15 protein-coding genes and 1 riboswitch are annotated in these 17,799 nt (G+C 52.9%); of the genes, 4 read left to right on the forward strand and 11 right to left on the reverse strand.

The window, feature by feature from the left end; translation table 11 throughout:
• Nucleotides 1-50 precede the first annotated feature (50 nt).
• Nucleotides 51-1,235: an ABC transporter substrate-binding protein gene (locus ACFFLD_RS20465; protein WP_386043572.1), complete on the reverse strand. Its 1,185-nt coding sequence runs from the start codon at nucleotides 1,233-1,235 to the stop codon at nucleotides 51-53.
• Between the two features lie 256 nt (nucleotides 1,236-1,491).
• A complete protein-coding gene (locus tag ACFFLD_RS20470; protein ID WP_386043574.1) occupies nucleotides 1,492-2,106 on the reverse strand; it encodes a flavin reductase family protein in 615 nt (204 codons plus the stop codon).
• Between the two features lie 208 nt (nucleotides 2,107-2,314).
• On the opposite strand from ACFFLD_RS20470, the gene arfB reads away from it, so the two are divergent.
• Nucleotides 2,315-2,731, forward strand: a complete 417-nt coding sequence (gene arfB / locus ACFFLD_RS20475; RefSeq protein ID WP_386043576.1) for an alternative ribosome rescue aminoacyl-tRNA hydrolase ArfB — start codon at nucleotides 2,315-2,317, stop codon at nucleotides 2,729-2,731.
• A gap of 44 nt (nucleotides 2,732-2,775) precedes the next feature.
• On the forward strand, nucleotides 2,776-3,063 hold the full coding sequence (locus ACFFLD_RS20480) for a DUF1289 domain-containing protein (protein WP_386043578.1): 288 nt from the start codon (nucleotides 2,776-2,778) through the stop codon (nucleotides 3,061-3,063).
• On the opposite strand, the gene ACFFLD_RS20485 is transcribed toward ACFFLD_RS20480, so the two are convergent.
• The 7 genes from ACFFLD_RS20485 to ACFFLD_RS20515 form a co-directional block, all read right to left on the reverse strand.
• Complete coding sequence (locus ACFFLD_RS20485) at nucleotides 2,966-4,036, reverse strand: proline racemase family protein (RefSeq protein WP_386043580.1); 1,071 nt, start codon at nucleotides 4,034-4,036, stop codon at nucleotides 2,966-2,968. The genes ACFFLD_RS20480 and ACFFLD_RS20485 overlap by 98 nt on opposite strands.
• Nucleotides 4,036-5,226 (reverse strand): zinc-binding dehydrogenase, encoded by a 1,191-nt coding sequence (locus tag ACFFLD_RS20490; RefSeq protein ID WP_386043582.1) that lies wholly within the window; start codon nucleotides 5,224-5,226, stop codon nucleotides 4,036-4,038. The genes ACFFLD_RS20485 and ACFFLD_RS20490 overlap by 1 nt, the downstream gene beginning before the upstream one ends.
• A 121-nt stretch (nucleotides 5,227-5,347) precedes the next feature.
• Complete coding sequence (locus ACFFLD_RS20495) at nucleotides 5,348-5,926, reverse strand: NnrU family protein (RefSeq protein ID WP_386043584.1); 579 nt, start codon at nucleotides 5,924-5,926, stop codon at nucleotides 5,348-5,350.
• Between the two features lie 187 nt (nucleotides 5,927-6,113).
• Nucleotides 6,114-7,082: a magnesium/cobalt transporter CorA gene (gene corA, locus ACFFLD_RS20500; RefSeq protein WP_386043586.1), complete on the reverse strand. Its 969-nt coding sequence runs from the start codon at nucleotides 7,080-7,082 to the stop codon at nucleotides 6,114-6,116.
• A 25-nt stretch (nucleotides 7,083-7,107) separates the two neighbouring features.
• Nucleotides 7,108-8,535, reverse strand: a complete 1,428-nt coding sequence (locus tag ACFFLD_RS20505) for a diguanylate cyclase domain-containing protein (protein ID WP_386043588.1) — start codon at nucleotides 8,533-8,535, stop codon at nucleotides 7,108-7,110.
• A gap of 86 nt (nucleotides 8,536-8,621) precedes the next feature.
• A complete protein-coding gene (locus tag ACFFLD_RS20510; RefSeq protein WP_386043590.1) occupies nucleotides 8,622-10,019 on the reverse strand; it encodes a sodium:solute symporter in 1,398 nt (465 codons plus the stop codon).
• Nucleotides 10,009-10,117, reverse strand: a riboswitch (TPP riboswitch). It overlaps the preceding gene by 11 nt.
• 168 nt (nucleotides 10,118-10,285) lie before the next feature.
• Complete coding sequence (locus tag ACFFLD_RS20515; protein WP_386043592.1) at nucleotides 10,286-10,870, reverse strand: peroxidase-related enzyme; 585 nt, start codon at nucleotides 10,868-10,870, stop codon at nucleotides 10,286-10,288.
• Nucleotides 10,871-11,080: 210 nt separating this feature from the next.
• Between ACFFLD_RS20515 and ACFFLD_RS20520 the strand changes: the two genes are divergently transcribed.
• On the forward strand, nucleotides 11,081-11,773 hold the full coding sequence (locus ACFFLD_RS20520) for a hypothetical protein (RefSeq protein ID WP_386043594.1): 693 nt from the start codon (nucleotides 11,081-11,083) through the stop codon (nucleotides 11,771-11,773).
• Between the two features lie 96 nt (nucleotides 11,774-11,869).
• Here the strand turns inward: ACFFLD_RS20520 and ACFFLD_RS20525 are convergent, their stop codons facing one another.
• On the reverse strand, nucleotides 11,870-13,369 hold the full coding sequence (locus ACFFLD_RS20525) for a CoA-acylating methylmalonate-semialdehyde dehydrogenase (protein WP_386043596.1): 1,500 nt from the start codon (nucleotides 13,367-13,369) through the stop codon (nucleotides 11,870-11,872).
• Nucleotides 13,370-13,747: 378 nt separating this feature from the next.
• Complete coding sequence (locus ACFFLD_RS20530; RefSeq protein WP_386043598.1) at nucleotides 13,748-14,455, reverse strand: DUF3581 family protein; 708 nt, start codon at nucleotides 14,453-14,455, stop codon at nucleotides 13,748-13,750.
• Between the two features lie 109 nt (nucleotides 14,456-14,564).
• On the opposite strand from ACFFLD_RS20530, the gene ACFFLD_RS20535 reads away from it, so the two are divergent.
• Entirely contained in the window at nucleotides 14,565-17,606 is a 3,042-nt protein-coding gene (locus ACFFLD_RS20535; protein WP_386043600.1) for a hypothetical protein, read from the forward strand.
• Nucleotides 17,607-17,799: the final 193 nt, after the last annotated feature.

Raw genomic sequence — 17,799 nt, forward strand, 5'->3', positions numbered from 1 at the left:
CTTTCACTTGTGTCAGGGTTAGCTGGTAACTTAGTTAGTAACGTCTTTTTTTATGGCAACAGACTTGCCCACTCCACCAGCTCGAAGCGGCCGTTTTTGATAATGGTTGGCCATACCGCATCGCTGGCTTGATGATCGTTTGGCCCTAGGCTTAGCGGTTCAGCTAAACCAATATCGATTGATCCCAGCCCTAGCAAGCCATTCACAATGGCTTCGCGATTAGGCTCAGCGCCAGCCGCTTTTACCCCTTCGACAAAAAGCTTTGCCGCAAGATAACCCTCTAGAGAGATAAAGTCGGGCTCACTACCGCCAGCATAGGTATTCAGCGCTTGGCGATAGTCGTCTACGGCGGGTAGGTCGGCATCTAGCGGGGGGACTACCTGAGTAATGATGACGCCTTCGGAAAGGTCGCCAAGCTCATCCAGCAACGCTTGACTGCCCACAAATGAGACGTTCAAAAAGAGCGCATCAGGAAGATCATTTCTTGCTTCACGAATAAAATCTGCAGCGGGCCCATAAGTTCCCACAATAATAATTGCCCGTGGCGTCACCGGTTCTTCAAGAACACTCGCCAGGCCTTGGTGAATATTACGCGTACCGCGGGTAAAGCGCCCATGGGCGAGGGAAGACGTATTGTCAATGCCATGGGCATTTAATGCCTGCATCGCGCCATTGTATCCAGCGTCGCCAAAACTATCATTCTGGGTAAAAAAGGCTATCTCTTCTGGCTTAATTCCCGCCTCTAATAGGCCGTTCACCATGGTGGCCGTTTCCTGCACATAGCTGGCACGATAGTTAATGACGTAACGGTCTGGCGGTGTCTTGCGCAACACACCAGCACCTGTAAAAGCACCATACAGCAGGGTTTCAAATTCATTGTAAAGAGGAATGGTCACGGTAGCCGTTGGAGTGCCAACGTTACCGATCGCTGCAAGCACCTTGTCGTCATGAACAAGTTGGCGCGTGTTACTGGCAGCTTGCAGCGGTTTATACTGATCATCACGTGCAATCAAGGCTAACTTTTCGCCATTAACGCCACCCGCCGCATTGACCTCCGCAAAGTAGGTCTCGATACCTTTTTGCATACCCAATCCCAGCGGCGCAGCACCGCCACTGGCAGGCGCAACAAGACCAAACGTAAGATCGGCTTGGGCCAGGGGCGAAACTAACATCCCGGCTAGCAAAGCTATTTTTAATAGTGCTAGGTTTAAAAAAGGTGCTCCTGAGCGCCGCATTGATCTGCTCCTTTCTGGCTAGATCATCCCACCATTAGATTAAACAAAAGAGACCGGTGGTTACCTCTGCCCTTTTGCCACGTTACCGAGCACTAGCTAACAGGTTTTATTATCGGCAGGAGGATATACAACTAAAGGTTAATTATCGCCACTTTCTAAGTAATTATTGTTACTTGTTATGTAAGTGTTTAGAAACATTTAGGAAACGAAACAAATTAACCTTTGCACTCATGGAGTTAGTTTAATTTAGTTATTGCTAATCAGGCCGTTCAATGGCAAAACGATCGCTGATCCGGATGTAATCGCTGCCCGCCAGCCTGCCCACGGGTTTGAGTAAATCCATATCCACATGACGGCCATCCCATAGCGCATCATTAATATGGATTGACACCACTTGGGCTAGCACTAACGTGCCTGCCAAGGGTTGATCGCCAAACTGAATTACATCGTACAGTGTGCACCCGAACGCGACCGGTGCATTGGCAATCCTCGGAACGCTAACGCCCGGCATGGACGCTTTTTCAAGGCCTGCCAGGGCGAATTCATCTTCTCCCGGCGGTAGGCTGGCGCTCGTGGTGTTGAGCGCTTCAATTAATTCTTCACTGCCCACATGCACGACACATTCAGCAACGTCTTTTAAATTACGCACGGTGTCCTTACGCTCCCCGCTACCATTGAGTAAAGGCGAGAATGCCAATACTGGCGGATTAACACTGGCCACGTTGAAAAATGAAAATGGCGCTAAGTTAGTATTCCCATGCGTATCCTGGGTCGATACCCAGGCTATAGGTCGTGGGCAAATGCTGCCGGATAGCAGACGATAAATAACCCCTGGGCTTAAGGATGAATCTGCTAGTAGATAGTCGCTCATGTCAGAACTCCTTATTGAGCAAGATGTACTTAGTTTTAAAAAAAACGTTATCTGGGATTAGTATTTTTAAGCGGGCTTTTCTAAGGGCGCATTTATAAAGGTACGATGCGCTAAAGCCATCATCAACCTAGCAGGCATTTCTCTCCTCACCCACCTATGGAGCAATTGTGCTAGCCTTATAGGTTCATAAGCCACAAAGAGGAAAGCAATGCTGACTATTTCCAATAGCGTGACGCTGGCCGATTGGGAAATTGATATTAGCCAGATCCGCGCTCAAGGTGCAGGGGGGCAGAACGTCAATAAAGTCGCCTCAGCGGTACACTTGCGATTCGATATTCTGAGTTCTACGCTGCCACCGCTCTACAAAGAGCGCTTGATGGCATTATCGGATCAGCGTATCAGTAAAGAAGGCGTGGTAATCATTAAAGCCCAGAGCCATCGTAAGCTTGAATTAAATAAAGAAGATGCCCTGGCACGTTTAAAAGAGCTGATACAGAGTGCCACCAAGCAACAAAAAGTACGCCGCCCTACCAAGCCCACCAAAGGCTCGCAGCGTCGACGCGTTGACCATAAAACCCGCAAGGGCAAAATCAAGTCGTTACGCGGTAAGGTGTCGGCTTCCTAGGGTAAACGCCTATTTACAAGAACCTGTTTACAAGAACTTATTAAATGACCCGACACTTCACGCCATCCTCTGCTCGCCCACTGTCACCTTGTGTTAAAACATGCCGGATCGAGACCTCAACATCACGGTGCCAGGGCTGTGGCCGCACGCTCGATGAAATAGCCAGTTGGGGAAGCATGACCGAGGCCGAAAAAGCCCCGGTATGGGAGCGCCTGGAAAATGAAGGCTATGTTGCTAAGAACTTCTCTCTGAAGGCAAAGCCGATGGCTGATGACGATCGCGCAAAATATGGTGCAACTCACCGCAAGCCACCATCGGGTCATCGCAGTTAATGACAATATCTGAGTGGGCCAACACATAGCTGCGCCCGGTGATCGTATTCTCGACCACTTGGTAAGCGCCCTCTTGATGGGTGTCGACAAAGGTGCCGATAAATCCCGTATCACGCAGCGACACCGTTTCTAGTTTATCGCCAATGTTCAACCGCCCTTCGTAGTTCATCAGTGCGAGGCGCGCCGAGGTCCCTGTACCCGTTGTACTGCGGCAGATCACGCCAGGGTGGACGTATGTGGTTGAACGCGACCGAACGTAGCCCTCCGCTATCTGCTCTTCCGGCCCCATAAAATGTAGAAATGGCAGAGGCCCGACATCCCCCAGCGTATAGTGGGAAAAACCACGCTGTGCTTTAATCGCTTCAACAATCTTATAAGCACACTCAGAAAGCGCACGCTCCTCATCACGCGTCAGTTTAAAGCCCAATTCCGTCGCATCCACCAGGGCATAAAATCCACCGCTATAGGCAATAGAGTAAGTAATTGAGCCAATACCCGGTACATGAATGGTATCGCGGTAGGTATCGATATAGCTGGGCAGGCCACCACAGGTGGCCGACTCGACTACCCCGTTATGTACTTTCGCCTCGATCTGCACAAGCCCTGCTGGTGCTTCCAGCTTAAAACGCTGAATGCCTTCCTGCTTGGGCACAATGCCGCTCTCCAGCACGGCAGTAGCCGTACACAGCGTATTGGAACCGGAGTAAATGGGATATCCCATCACTTCCATGATGATATACCCCGCTACCGCTTCCGGGTGGCTGGGCGGCACTAGTAAATCAACCGACATTTCAGGTATGCCGTAGGGCTCTTCCAGCAGCAGGCGGCGTAAACCGTCAGCATCATCGCGCAGGTACTCCATCTGCTCGCGTACCGTAGCGCCAGGTAAAAGATCAATCCCTCCTGTGACAATACGGCTAACATCGCCACCGGCATGAGTATCCATCAGTTGAATGGTATGCAGATTACGCACTAGCAGTGCTCCTGATCGGCATTAGAAGAATCGTTGAGAGCGAACGGGGCGCCATGAGACGCCCACTGGGCATCGGGAACGATCACAATCTTGCCCAGGTAGTTGCTGCTCCGATTGACAAAATAGCGCTCGGCGTCGTGCAGCTCGGATAGCTTGAAAGCCGCATGAAGCACAGGCTTTAATTCACCACTACGTATCCAGGCCACTAATTGCTCCGCTTCTTCGCGAGTACCATGCGATACACCAAATATCTGCACTTGATACAGGTACACCCGCGTCCACATAATTTCGCTTAGATTGCCACCGCTAGCGCCAGCAATGGAAAGGCGGGGATAGCTCGTGCGCCCCTGCATATCGACAATCATGGTGTCGATAAATAGGTTGGTCATCTCACCACCCACTAGATCCATCACCGCATCAATCGGTTTACCGCCGGTAGTGTCCAGCACGCGTTCAACAAAGCTCGGCAGGTCACCGCGATCAATCACCGCTTCAGCTCCCAATGCTCTGAGCGCCTCGGCTTTATCAGGCTGACTAACGGCATAGGGAATTGCGCCCACGATGCGACAGAGCTGAATCAGGGCAGTCCCCACGCCACCGCTGGCACCACTGACCAAAACGCGCTCGCCAGCACTCACGTTAGCAGCCGTCATCATATGGTAAGCCGTTTGATAAGAGCACATGCCCATGGACGCCAGTTCTGCGTCGTGAAGCCCGGGGTTGGGCACATGATGAAACTGATCAGCGGGGACCGCGATATACTCTGCGTAACCACCATCGGCGCCGTGGCCGAAGTAGTCCGGCGTCAAGTTGATATCACGGCGTTCATCAGCGTAGATATTAAAATCGAGCAGGCCCCGCTGGCCAATACGCTCAGCATCGACACCGTCACCCACAGCGACGATGCGGCCTGCCACATCGGCACCTTGAATACGCGGAAAGGTTAATGTTGGAGTGCCCCCCATGGCAAACGAGGTGACCTCGCCTTTTTCCTTGGTGGGATAAAGCCCCTCTCGGGCTTTTCGGTCAGTATTATTCTTCGCCGTGGCGGTCACTTGCACAAGGACGTCGCCCGCCTGAGGCTTAGGCGTAGCAATATCCTCACGGTACTCCAGTTTTTCGACACCGCCATGCCCGGTTAATAGCATGGCGGCCATCGTTGTCGGCACAGTATAGGCAGATTCGACCATGGACTGACTCCTTAAAGAGATGTTTGCTTACCTGACAATAACAAACTCTCACTGAGTCTCAAGTAACCTCATCGCTCATCGCGCCAGCCCAGGTGCTTATTTAGACAACCCTTCTTCGGGGTCAACTGAAGACGGGAACGCCAATTAACACTGCATGTAAATAGAAGGCGAACAGCGCATAGGCCACCAACCCTATTAACACCGTCGCGATGGTAGCCATTTTGGAAGTGCTAACGGGGGCCGGCGGCGTCATACGGTCGCGCTGCTTGGCGGCTTTAAACGCCAGGATGGCCCAGATAAGAAAGGCTGCAAAAAAGATAATATCGCCCAGGCGTCCATTGACCAGCAGATGCGCAAGCGCCCAGATCTTTACCGCCAGCATCATGGGATGGCCAAGTTTGGCCTTGATCGCGTTATGCGGCACATACGCTGCTACCAGCATGATAAAGGCAGGGAGCATCAGTAGCGCTACTGCATGGCGCATGCCCATTGGCGGATGCCAAATATAGGTGGGATCAAGGCGCATTTGCCCAAACCCATAGATGGCAATGGCCAACCCAACCACGGATATCGCCGAAAAAGCTGCTTTCCAGACCGTGTGACCGAGGCTTGCGATCTGCTGCTGACGCCAGCGTTCAGCGCCGATACGCACAGAGTGAACGCCTAAAAAAACCAGCAGCCCAATTATCATTATCATCATTTAAAAACTACTCCCAGTAAAAGCGCTAGTCGACGGTGTGGTGCTTTGTAGTATGTATGGTGCTTTATCGTTTTGATCGAGGCAGAGAATGCCACAGGCCGCCATCGATCACCTACGAATGCGTCAATTTTTCGCTCACTGCGAGTATGGGCTTTGCCATGTGTAATCAAGGACTTGTTTTCGGGTATTAAAACCAGTGTTTGCGTTTAAACAGCCAGACCAGCACTCCACCGATTCCCAGCATAGCTCCCCAGACGAAGAAGTAGCCGTACTCATAACGCAGTTCGGGCATATTCTCAAAGTTCATCCCGTAAATTCCGGCAATGAACGTTAGCGGAACAAAAATCGCGGTAATCACCGTGAGAACGCGCATGGTGATATTCAGTTGATGAGAAGAAATCGAGATATAGCCATCAACTAAATCGCCACAAATATCATAGTACATCTGGGTCAAGCTATAGAGCCGCTCGAACCGCTCCGCTACATCATTGATTGCGTGGAGCGTTTCGCTCTCCTCGCGGGGCAGGTGCTCATAATCATAAGCCGTCAGCTCCTGGGTAATCCCTTGGTGATAGCTAAAGATGCGGCGCATTTTAACCAGGCGAGAGCGATAGGTAATGATTTTGCGCATCAGCGTATCGTTACCGTCTTCTAACAGCGCATCTTCAAGATCACTCAGTGCCGTTTCAAACTCCAGCAAACTATCAATATAGAAGCCCGCCGATATATACATGACACGCAGCGCGACATGTTCCGGCGAGTGCGCCAGTAAAGCTTTACCATGGTCATTAAACAATCGCTCAATCGAGAGCGCATGACCTGGGTGAAGGGTCACAAGGAAACGCTCCCCCACGAAAAAGCAGACCTGTTGGGGAAGGTAGTTAAGTTCGGCATCGAAAGAGGAGATGCCGCGATAAATAATCAGGGTATGGTTATCGAACTCCTCTATTTTAGGCGGATGGCGCTCTTTATGGGCATCTTGAATCGCCATTGGATGAAACTTAAACGCCTCAAGAATAGTCCGTTCGCTATGCTGCGATTCCCCCTGCATATCGAGCCAGATATGGCTACCCGGCGTTGATTGCCATACCTCGATCAAACGTTCATCGCCTTCTTGTGTTGCCCCATCCGGTTCCGTCAGTATTGCTCGAATCATGGTCATCCTTGAGTATTAATAGGTCTTAAGAATCACTGTCAGCAGACCTGGCAATATGAACTTGCGCTTTGCCAATGTGTTTCGCGTTGTACATGGCCACATCTGCTCGCTTAAGCAACTCATTGGTCGTTTCTTCACTTGCCGCAAAATAAAGAGCAACCCCAATACTCGCGCTCACCTTCAGCGGAGCATCATTACCCACCATCACTGGCTCCTCAACTACCTGAACAAATTTATTAGCTAAGTACTCTATGGCCCCGACGTCGCTGCCTTCGAGAAGTAAGACAAACTCATCCCCCGCCCAGCGGGCCACATAATCAGTTTCACGGACAGCACTGGCCAAACGGTTGGCGATTGCTCGCAGTATCTCATCCCCCATGGCATGACCGTGGGTATCGTTAATCGTTTTAAAACCATCCAGATCCATAAACAGCACTGCGAGAGGGTGCTTGCCACGCCGGGTGCGCGCCATTGCCTCTGGCAGACGTTCATCAAAGGCTCTGCGATTAGGTAGCCGGGTTAGTACGTCTTCACGCGCCTGCTGATTATGCAGCCGCTCAAGCTGTTGGCGCTCGGTAATATCATGAATAAACAGGCTACGTCGTTCGCGGCCGTCGATCATCAAGGTCTTAACGCGGATTTCGACAGGTAACTCAGCACCATCGCAACGCCGCGCTATAAAGGTGATAGCGGCGCTATCATTGCCAATAGGTAGTCCGTCTGGAAATATCAGCTGCGTGATCGGCCTGGCCAGTGCAGCCTTACGGGGCCAGCCAAACATTAGCTCAGCGGCGCGATTCCAGTCCAAGATCATGTCTTGCCCATCAATACTGATGTAAGCATCGTAGGCCGACTCAATGACTAGATTGAGTTCATTAGTGCGCCGCTCAATCTGATTTTCCATGCTTCGGTGCAGCTTGTTCAGCGCTTGCTGATACGCCTGAGCTTTTTTGCGTTCTTGCGCCAGCCGCTCTCGTAGACGAATCTCGTCAGTAACGATCGCGGCTAAGTCGTGTAACGCCCCCAACTCACTTTCACTCAGCACACGTGGCTGGGTATCCATTGCGCAGAGTGCTCCCATCACCAATCCATCGGAGGTACACAAGGGGATGCCCGCATAAAAACGAACACCTTCCGGGACGGTCACCATGGGATTATCGGCAAAGCGGGGATCTTGGCGTGCATCTTCAATAATGAGCGGCTCTAACGCCATCACGGTATAGGCACAGAAAGCCACACCACGTGGCATCTCACGTGCTTCAACGCCGACTTGGGATTTCAGCCATTCGCGCTCAGCATCAATTAACGATACCTTCGCCATAGGTACCTTAAGCAGTTGAGTCACTAATCGGGTCACGCGGTCAAAAACTGGCTCATCAGGGGTATCCAGGAGCTCAAGCTCATAAAGAGCTGCTAACCGCGCCTCTTCATTAAGTGCTATTGGGTAGCTCATTATCATGTCACCTAGTGAGGTAGGCGTTTATCTACCAGAGCATATAGGGACGAGCACTTTACTGCTTAAAAAACACCTTTTTCTAGTTACTTTTTTGTAGGCATTGTTTTGGGGCTTTTTTTAGTAACACCTGCCAGCACTACGCTGATTAATGTCGAGGCTAGTAACGCGCCCACAAATGGGCCTAGAGTAGGAATGCTGCCTGGAAAACTGGCGGCCACCACGCCAGCCATTAGGCTACCCTGACTGACCCATCCCGGTAGAATAGCGCCCAATAGACCTGCGATGCCCCCCGCTACGGCAGAGAACGGGGTCATACGCTGCCATAGCCCAAGCAGCACAGGCACCACAATGGCAGCACACAATAAGTCGGCAATCAGGAACAGTCGCAGTACCGATAGCCCTTGCAGGGCAATCCATATCACCGGAATCATCACGACCACCGTTACCCAGCGGGCAGCAACAAGCGATACACCCTTTTGCTCGCTGCGCGCGACCACCAGAGAAGCAATTCCGTTTTGAAGCGTATCAACACTAGAGGCCACCAAGGTAACGGCGAGGACCAGCGCGGGTAACGATAACCAAATGGGGGCTTCGGTCAGCAGAGCAAAAAAGGGCATCGGTGGTTCACCTAATGCCACCCCACTCATGGCGGCCAACATACCCAGGCCACCGATCAGCATTACCACCACGACCGTCATGGCACCGCCCAATAAGGCGCCCCGCCCCAAACTTTGATCATCTTGCGCGGCCCACACGCGCTGCCAGTACCCTTGGTGAAAAAGGTTAGCGGCGGTAACGGCGATGACCAGCGTGAGTGCCACGCTTAGCGCGTTGCTCAAGGGAATGGAAGGCAACGTGTACTCGGTGGTCATGACGGGCAGCCGCCATAGCGCCATACCGGCGACCGCTAACAGTAGCGCCATAAGTAGCCACGCCTGCCAACGGTCAGTCGCAAGACTCGCGCGCAGCCCACCCGCCGCGGTATACACCAGTGTAGTGAGCGCCACGCCAATAATAACCAGCGATGGAGGCACATCAGAAAGTAACCCGGTGATAGCCCCAATAGCGGTTAGCTCGGCCGCCAGGAAACAGGCCATATAAGCGATTGAAACCAGCGTCACCCACCGCCGAACGCCTGGCCCATAGCAAGCTTCAGCAAACTCGCCGATACTGCGCCCTTCTGGGAGGGCGCGACGAATTTTAGGCCCATACAGCCCTAAGACAATGAAGGGCAACGCGGACCCTACTGCATAGCCCGCCAATGCCAGCGGACCTACAAAGGCGCCAATTTCAGGTGGCGCGAAGAGGATCCATGCTCCCATACCGGAAGCAAGAAAGGAGAGTCCCAGGGTGGTCGCCGTTTGCGAATTACGTGCAGTGACATAGTCATCAAGCGGACCATTCACCCGGCGGGCGCGCAGGCCCAAAAAAGCAAAGCAGCAAAGCGCCGCGCCAAGCACGGCTGACGTCAGGTAAAGCATGTCGCACTTCCTCCGCCGGTACGAACCGGATCAGGTTCCAGGGTCTGCGCGATGCGCATTCTCAGCCCTTATGATTAAAGGCTCCCCTGGCGACAGTATGTGTAGGAACTAAGGTAGGTACTGGTTAAGTAACAGTACACGTGCCCGAGTAAGTATTTCTCAAGCGCCCCTTCAGGGTGTTTCTAGAACATTCTATCAAGCGCTTGATCGGCCCCTATCCTCAATCAAAAGCGCGCTTTAGTAAAGGTCTATAAGACACTGTGAAACTATCCACGGGGAACACGTCCCATCAGATAAAATTCTTCATTGGGGGGTGTGCCCGCCAAGGTGACTAACCGATTGGATAGGCTAAAAAACGCGGCAATAGCGCCGATGTCCCAGCAATCCTCTTGACTAAATCCCACGTTCTTCAGGCGGTCAATCCACTGATCGGTCAGTTCACCTACCTCAATGGCACAGTGGAGAGAAAAGTCGAGCATCACCCGATGGCGCTCACTCAGCGGAGATACGTGATGATTGATCGCCACCTGATCTGCCAGCAGCGGGTCTTTACTGTAAATCCGCACTAACGCCCCGTGGGCGACCACACAATACAAGCAGCGATTACGTGCACTGACCGCCACCACGACCATCTCTTTTTCTGCTTTGGTGAGCGTCTCAGATTCTCGCTCCATCAAGGCATCGTGATAAGCAAAAAAAGCCCGGAATTCTGCGGGCCGATGGGCAAGCATCAAAAACACGTTAGGCACAAACCCGGCTTTTTCCTGTACTGCCAAAATATTAGTGCGAATGTCTTCCGGCAGCTCATCAAGGGTTTCAGGTACATTAAATCGACTTAATGATGCAGACATGATCACCTCTTTAGGTTACGTTTAACTTTCTCATAAAAAAGACGTAGCTAGTGAGCAACAAAAAGCTAAGGTAAGAGTCTTTTAAACAGCAGATATGCTCGCCATACTGCAACCAGGCGATGTTGCAATCACGCTATGTTGCAATCACACCATGTGATTAAAATGGCACGCTCCGCTTAATCACCAGTCCATAAAAAAAGGGACATTGTCATGAGCCATAACGAAGCCAAGGAACATACTCCCGGTCGGCTGAATGAGCTATTTGCTGATCCCTACAAATCGTTTAAAAACGATACTGATGAGCGTCAGTTACATATTCGTATCATGCTGCACATGTTACTGGCGCGCCCCATGAAACGTGGACAAATGACGCTGCGTGTTCTGCATGGCTGGGAGAATGGCGGCTGTGAGCCCAACGACCTGCAGCATGTCGACTATCCTCTCAACAGTGTCGATGACTTCAAGCGTGCTGTGCAGGCGTTTGAATACGCGTCAAAGCACAATACAGCGCTACCGACAGATCCCAGTGGTCTTCTGGCGGCGCCCCTGGCAGAGGCCATTGCCAATGCTGAAGCTGAGGGGCAACAGCTCACCGATGAAACTCGTCGCACTCCCTCTCGCTGGCCAGCATTCGAAGGTGGGTTGGCTCTATATACCTTGTTTAAAATGTATCATCGGCTCGTTTACGGAGAAGACGATAATTATCGTTGCTCTCAATGCATGACCGCGCTCGGCTTGCGTGAAATTCATGAATTTCACCTTGAAGAAGGCGAGTTTGCACTCTTAACGCCCCTTGCCGCTCACGTTAAGGATCAGCCCTATTTACTGGTCTTACACGAAAGCCAGCTTGACCCCATTGAACAGTTGCTCGAAGAGAGCCTGCCGTTATTCGATAATTTTTAAACCTTTCAACGACAGCGGATCGACTTTTTACTGGCCGTAGTGCTACTCATTCCCCCCTTAAACGAGGGGAATGAAGGGCTATGGCTATCGTCACTCTTAGCCCAGCGAAATCGTGCTATTAATACCGCTTGAGACATTCTCTGGTTCAAACCAACGTGCCGTCACCGTTTTTGTTTGGGTCCAGAAGGAGATCGCCTGCTTTCCATTAGGACCTAAATCGCCCAGCTTCGACCCTCTTGAACCAGTAAAGCTGAAGTAAGCCACCGGGACAGGAATAGGCACGTTAATACCGATCTGACCAACATCGATATCGGTTTCAAACCGGCGCGCTACCCAACCTGAATTGGTAAAAATAGAGGTGCCATTGCCATTAGGATTGGCATTGATCAACGCAATGGCATCATCGAGCGTTTCCACATTGACGACGCACAGCACGGGGCCAAATATTTCTTCGCGATAAATCGTCATATCAGCGGTGACATCGGAAAATAGCGTCGGCCCTACGAAATTACCGTCGGGGTAGCCTTCCACGCTAACGTGACGGCCATCAACCAGCAGTTTGGCCCCCTCATTCTCGCCCGCATCGATTAACCGCAGTACTCGATCGCGCGCAGCGGGTGAAACCAGCGGCCCCAGATCGGCATCCAGTTGTGTACCCGGCCCCACTTTCATCTGCCGCGCAGCCTCGACAATATCGCTCAACCACTCACGTGCTTCACCGACGAGCACGACTACTGAGTTAGCCATGCAGCGTTGGCCTGCCGCACCAAAGGCAGAGCCGAGCAAGTTATTGATCGCTTGGCTACGGTTGGCGTCCGGCATCACCACGCAATGATTTTTAGCGCCCATCATCGCCTGCATACGCTTGCCCGCTGCGGCCGCGCGGTTATACAGCAGCGACCCCACGTGGGTTGAGCCAATAAATGAAAGCGCCTTGATATCCTGATGGTCGGCAATCTGGTTGGCTACGTCGGGGCCGCCATGTACCACATTCAACACGCCCGGCGGGATGCCCGCTTCGTGGGCAAGCTCGACCAATCGCATGGTGGCGCTGGGATCTTGCTCGGACGGCTTCAATACAAAGGTATTGCCGGTGGCAATAGCCAGCGGGAACATGAAGCACGGCAACATAATGGGGAAATTGAACGCGGTAATTCCGGCACCAACACCCAGCGGCTGGTGCATGGTGTACACATCTACCTCGTTGGCGGCATTCTCAGCAAGCTCCCCCAACTGCAGCGAAGTAATCGAGCAGGCGTGCTCAACCACTTCCAAACCACGGCCAACTTCACCTTCGGCATCCGGCAAGGTTTTACCGTGCTCCTCGGTGATCAATGCCGCCAATTCGGCGGTATTGTCGCGAATCAGCGCCTGGAGTTTGAGCATGATCCGCATGCGCTTTCCAAGCGGCACCTTACGCCACTCCTTGAATGCCTCTTTGGCACTCTGGATGGCGCGCTCCACTTCCTCGGTTGTACAAAACGGCACCCGCGCCACCACTTCTTGCGTGGCGGGGTTTACCACGTCTTGCCACTTGTTGCTTTGCGATGGCACCGGCTGCCCATCGATATACATGGGGATGTCACGAACGGACATAGCGTTGCTCCTGTTATGGTTGTGATTGTTGTGACTGGCACATTGATTGCTGTTTATAACGCAGTGATAGCTGAATTGTTGTTAGAAAAGCATCTGCCAAAGATATAACAGTAAGTTGACGTTAACGTCAATCAGCGCTTATCTGAGTAGACAAAATCAATATATCGACGTCAATTAGTCTTTACACGTAGGCTGGGCTGGGCGGACTGAACGGATTGGAAAAGCAGGCATGCTGGTGTCGCCTCGCTAAAGAAATCCTGAACGAGGCAGTCAATATCGTCTTGAGGTAAAACAGAAGGGACAGCCACTGGCAAGCGACTAACGCGCCAGTGGCTACCGATACAGGAATGAAGTGTGGACAGCCGTCAAGTGTGGCAATTACGCCGTTTCATAAGCAGCTTTGAGACGATAAAACTCTTCGACAATAGCGGCCATTTCGTCGGCGTCGTAATCGCACAGGCCGCTTACCACTAGCTTTTTGGAGCCAATACCCACCGCGTCACCGGCAGATTCAATCGAGAACTCCAAGCGCGCATCGGCACGTTTACCGTTCACCTCTAACGACGAATGGTTTAGCGTCAAGCCTGGTGAAAAACCATCTAAACGCTCTAGCGAAAACCCCATGCTGTCGTAGATCACCAAGGGGCGTTTAGGATTAAACATGACCCCGTGTTGTTCCATGAGCGGTTTTAAATAATGGGGGAAATTCTTGCCCGAAAACGCTACATAACAGCGGGCAAATGCTTCCACCGCAACGGGATCGTGGGTAATGTCACCACTACGCGTTACCTGCAGATAGCATTTACCGCTTTCATCGCAGACGTGCAGCGCACCATCGCCTGTTTCGCGAAACATGATTGGCGTGTCAGCACCGACCATGTTAGTGAAACGAAACTCCATTTGCCGCGACAACCCAAACTTTGCCAGTATCAGTACAAACAACAGGTCGCCTGGAACACAAAAGCGACGTGCATCCGGATTATGAATAGGGTTGTAGTCACCAGCTACGCCTTTGGCGAAACGACTGGCCTGCTCTGCGGAGATCACCACATACTCTCCGCGCTGCGTGTAAAAATCCTTGAACATGGCGTTAGTTGCCTGCCTAGCGTTGAAATCGAAAACCCGTCACTGCCCAACGCCGCGCATAATGCCATAAAACACGCCCCAACAGGAGTTCTCTGCCAGGGAAGCCACTATGCCAGACGCGAACATTCGTAAAAATCGCCTACCCCGCCTGCTTAAAAGGGTGTTGATTGCCTTGCTTTTGTTCACCCTTATTTGGGTGGCCGGCAGCTACTGGCTACTCAACAGCCAATGGCTACCCGCACGCATTTCTCAATTTGAAGGTATCGACATTCGCTGGGAACAAGGCGCTAGTCGACATCCCGGTCGCTGGGACGTAGAGGGGCTTTATCTGGCCCGGGAAGATGCAGCGCTGCCCATCTCCATTGAGGCAGATCGCGCCACCCTTTCTCTCTCGTTGCTATCCCTGCTGCGTGGCGAGCTGCATATCGAGATGCTGGAAGCCGACGGCATCCGCCGACTGACAGTGGGCGACCTAGCTCTGGAAGCACAGGGCCGACTAGAGATCGCCGATACCACGCTGAGCCGAGAGACACTCGCGATTCCTCATTTCACGCTCGCTATTACCAATGGTCGTTTAGTTCGCCTGAGTGATCAAGCGACCTTGGTAGATGATATTCATCTTGACGCCGATGCAACCCTGAACACGATCGCCCCAAACAGCACCGCCAACGACGAATTGACCGCCAACCTGCTGGCGGCACTTTCCGCACAGCTTCAGATAGAAGCGCAGGCGGATGCCTGGGATGTCTTTATGCCGTATCTAGACGCCCTGCCCTGGCTAACCCTGGAAGGCAACGGCGCACTCACAGGAGCACTAAAGCTTACCGCCGGTACATTACAGTCCGACAGTGTACTAACACTGGATGCCCCCATGTTGCGCTTGACGGTAGACGAACATCGTCTGCTTACGCCCACTGACTCCCCGCGCTGGCTAATCGCGGACGACCTACCGCCTTCTCATACGGCGATCGGCAAAGGCCAGGTTCGCCTGGCGGTCGACGACGATCAACTGTATTTTTCGACCCAACTTACCGATGTAGAGCTGGCCGACTCACAGCCTTATGCAGCCCATGCTGAGCTACGCCTTGCCACCCAGATTGATAACCAGCGCCTGGATCAGTTAGCGCTTCCTACGGCTGCAACACTGGCCTTGCAAGGCGATATCACACGTTTGGATATGCTAGACCGTTACCTAACACCAGAGCGCCAATCCGCTGGCAGTGAGACACGTCACAGTGAAGCCAGCACCAGCGAAGCAAGCACCAGAGAAGAAAGCACCAGTGAAGAGAGGGATGATCCAGAAAACAGTCTTCGCCTCTCTGGCCATGGCCACATTGAAGCCCAGGCCACTATTCGTGATACGCGCCCCTATAGCGCTAGCTTGGCCATTCAAGCTCCGCAATTAGCGGCAGACATACACGGCTTCAATGCCAAAGGCAGCGGCGCGCTGACAGCTCAGCTAACGCCGGAAGAAATAATAGAGGCCTCGCTCAGCTTTTCAGACGCCACGCTGCACCATCACAATCGCCTGCTGCTTGATGATGCCGATATCACGCTGGTCGCGACGAGCCCCGTGGCGCCGGAAACGGCACGCCAGGAAGCCACTGCCACCGTGAGTTGGCAAGCGGCGCAGCTACCGGACATTAGCGTGTTACAACCTTACCTGAGAGCGGTATTACCCTCCCCTTCCCCTCTGCAACTTCGAAGCGGGCAGGCCACGAGCCACGGTCAGCTCACGCTGTCGCCAGAACAGTTCAGCGGCGAGGTGCATTTAGCCGGAGAAGGGCTGACCACCCACTGGCAACAAGGTGTACAGGCCGGCACGTTAACCAGCGACATGGAGCTTTTTCTGCCCATCCGGCAAGCGGCCACGGATGGATCAACGCTGAACATCAGCGGTACTCGCTTGAGCTGGCAAGTGGCCGATACCGATCAGCCTAGCGAGCGCCTGGAAAGCGTGCTAATGCTCACCGAGGGCCGATTTCAGACGCGTAACAGCGTACCGAGTGGCCAGTTTGCGCTTGAAGGAAGCGTGCAGCGGCTAAGCTTTTTGAACGCCTTTTTACCCGATGCCCATGGGTTGGCTATCGCTGGAGAGGGACAACTGTTTGTTCAGGGAGCCTTTCGCGATAACCGGCTACTGGCGCCTACCCGCCTACGGGTCAATGCCGACCAGTTGGAAGTCACCTTTTTAGACTACCTTGCCACCGGCCGCGGCGAGCTTACCGCCCAACTAGATAATGCCGAGCGGGCCCAGATTTCGCTGGGCATCCCCCGTTTTGCCCTGCGGCGCCAAGACGATGATAGCCCTTACCTTGAAGGCCGCCATTTTGCGCTCACGACACAAACAGAGCGCTTTAGCGACGTGCTTGAATCCCCTCAGCCCGAGCACTTCATTACGCGCATTGCGCTACCAATTACCGACGTGTCCGATTTCACCCGCTACAACCGCTACCTGCCGGAAGGCGCAGGCATTACCTTGCTGAACGGGCAAGCCAGTCTTGAAAGCGAGTGGCTGCTCGAAGGATTGAACGCTCAAGGCGATATAAGACTGCGTGCCTTTAACGCCGAGCTGGCACTCCTGGACCAGCAGCTACACGGTGATGTGCACGTCTATTTACATTTAACCGACGGCGATCTGGAAACAGGCAACTTTACCGCCGACGACTCTTTTTTACGCCTGGAGAACGTTAAGCGTCAGCGCGAAGGGACATCATCAGATGCAGGCTGGTGGGGCCAGCTCTCCATGGATGAGGCGCAGTTGGCGTGGGAAGACCCTATTCGTCTTACCAGCCAGTTGCGCCTTGATATGCGCGATACAGGGTTACTGGCACGCCTTTTTCTAGCCCGTGCCAGGGATAACGACTGGTTAGGGCGACTGCTGAATGTGCATGATATTGAAGGGACAGCGCAGCTAACGGTCAGCGGCGAGCAAATAAGCCTAAATGATGTCGCGCTAACCGGCGGCCCCTTGTTGCTGCTTTCAGACGTTACCTTGGCAGACAGCAGCGCCAATGGCGCACTCTATGCACGCCTTGGCATCCTGAGCGTTGGGGTAGAGCTACAAGAAAGCGAGCCAACCTTGCGAATCATTCAACCACGCCGCTGGTTTGATCGCTGGCGGGAAGCGAACCGCCCTGCCCGCTTCTAGCGTCGTTTTCGTTCGCGGCGAATCATCCTGACGCGCTCTCTGGCTTTTTTCGGGGTCGACAGCGACGCTGCCATATCGTCCTGTGTTTTAGGCGGGGCGACGACCCTGAAGTATACGACCCTGCACTAACGCACTCTTGATCAGTTTTTAATCAACTTACGCGTTATTTGTAAGAGATTGACTACCCGACTTG

The organism is Vreelandella sulfidaeris (genome assembly GCF_042429665.1).
In the GTDB taxonomy this organism is placed as follows: Bacteria; Pseudomonadota; Gammaproteobacteria; order Pseudomonadales; family Halomonadaceae; genus Vreelandella.

Bases quoted from the DNA above. Each gene is read 5' to 3' on its own strand.
- ACFFLD_RS20510 (WP_386043590.1), bottom strand. From the start codon at position 10,019: ATGCTTTACCTGACGTCAGCCGTGCTTGGCGCGGCGCTTTGCTGCTTT.
- ACFFLD_RS20465 (WP_386043572.1), bottom strand. From the start codon at position 1,235: ATGCGGCGCTCAGGAGCACCTTTTTTAAACCTAGCACTATTAAAAATA.
- corA (WP_386043586.1), bottom strand. From the start codon at position 7,082: ATGATTCGAGCAATACTGACGGAACCGGATGGGGCAACACAAGAAGGC.
- ACFFLD_RS20515 (WP_386043592.1), bottom strand. From the start codon at position 10,870: ATGTCTGCATCATTAAGTCGATTTAATGTACCTGAAACCCTTGATGAG.
- ACFFLD_RS20495 (WP_386043584.1), bottom strand. From the start codon at position 5,926: ATGATGATAATGATAATTGGGCTGCTGGTTTTTTTAGGCGTTCACTCT.
- ACFFLD_RS20525 (WP_386043596.1), bottom strand. From the start codon at position 13,369: ATGTCCGTTCGTGACATCCCCATGTATATCGATGGGCAGCCGGTGCCA.
- ACFFLD_RS20490 (WP_386043582.1), bottom strand. From the start codon at position 5,226: ATGGTCGAATCTGCCTATACTGTGCCGACAACGATGGCCGCCATGCTA.
- ACFFLD_RS20470 (WP_386043574.1), bottom strand. From the start codon at position 2,106: ATGAGCGACTATCTACTAGCAGATTCATCCTTAAGCCCAGGGGTTATT.
- ACFFLD_RS20530 (WP_386043598.1), bottom strand. From the start codon at position 14,455: ATGTTCAAGGATTTTTACACGCAGCGCGGAGAGTATGTGGTGATCTCC.
- ACFFLD_RS20520 (WP_386043594.1), top strand. From the start codon at position 11,081: ATGAGCCATAACGAAGCCAAGGAACATACTCCCGGTCGGCTGAATGAG.
- ACFFLD_RS20505 (WP_386043588.1), bottom strand. From the start codon at position 8,535: ATGAGCTACCCAATAGCACTTAATGAAGAGGCGCGGTTAGCAGCTCTT.
- ACFFLD_RS20535 (WP_386043600.1), top strand. From the start codon at position 14,565: ATGCCAGACGCGAACATTCGTAAAAATCGCCTACCCCGCCTGCTTAAA.
- arfB (WP_386043576.1), top strand. From the start codon at position 2,315: ATGCTGACTATTTCCAATAGCGTGACGCTGGCCGATTGGGAAATTGAT.
- ACFFLD_RS20480 (WP_386043578.1), top strand. From the start codon at position 2,776: ATGACCCGACACTTCACGCCATCCTCTGCTCGCCCACTGTCACCTTGT.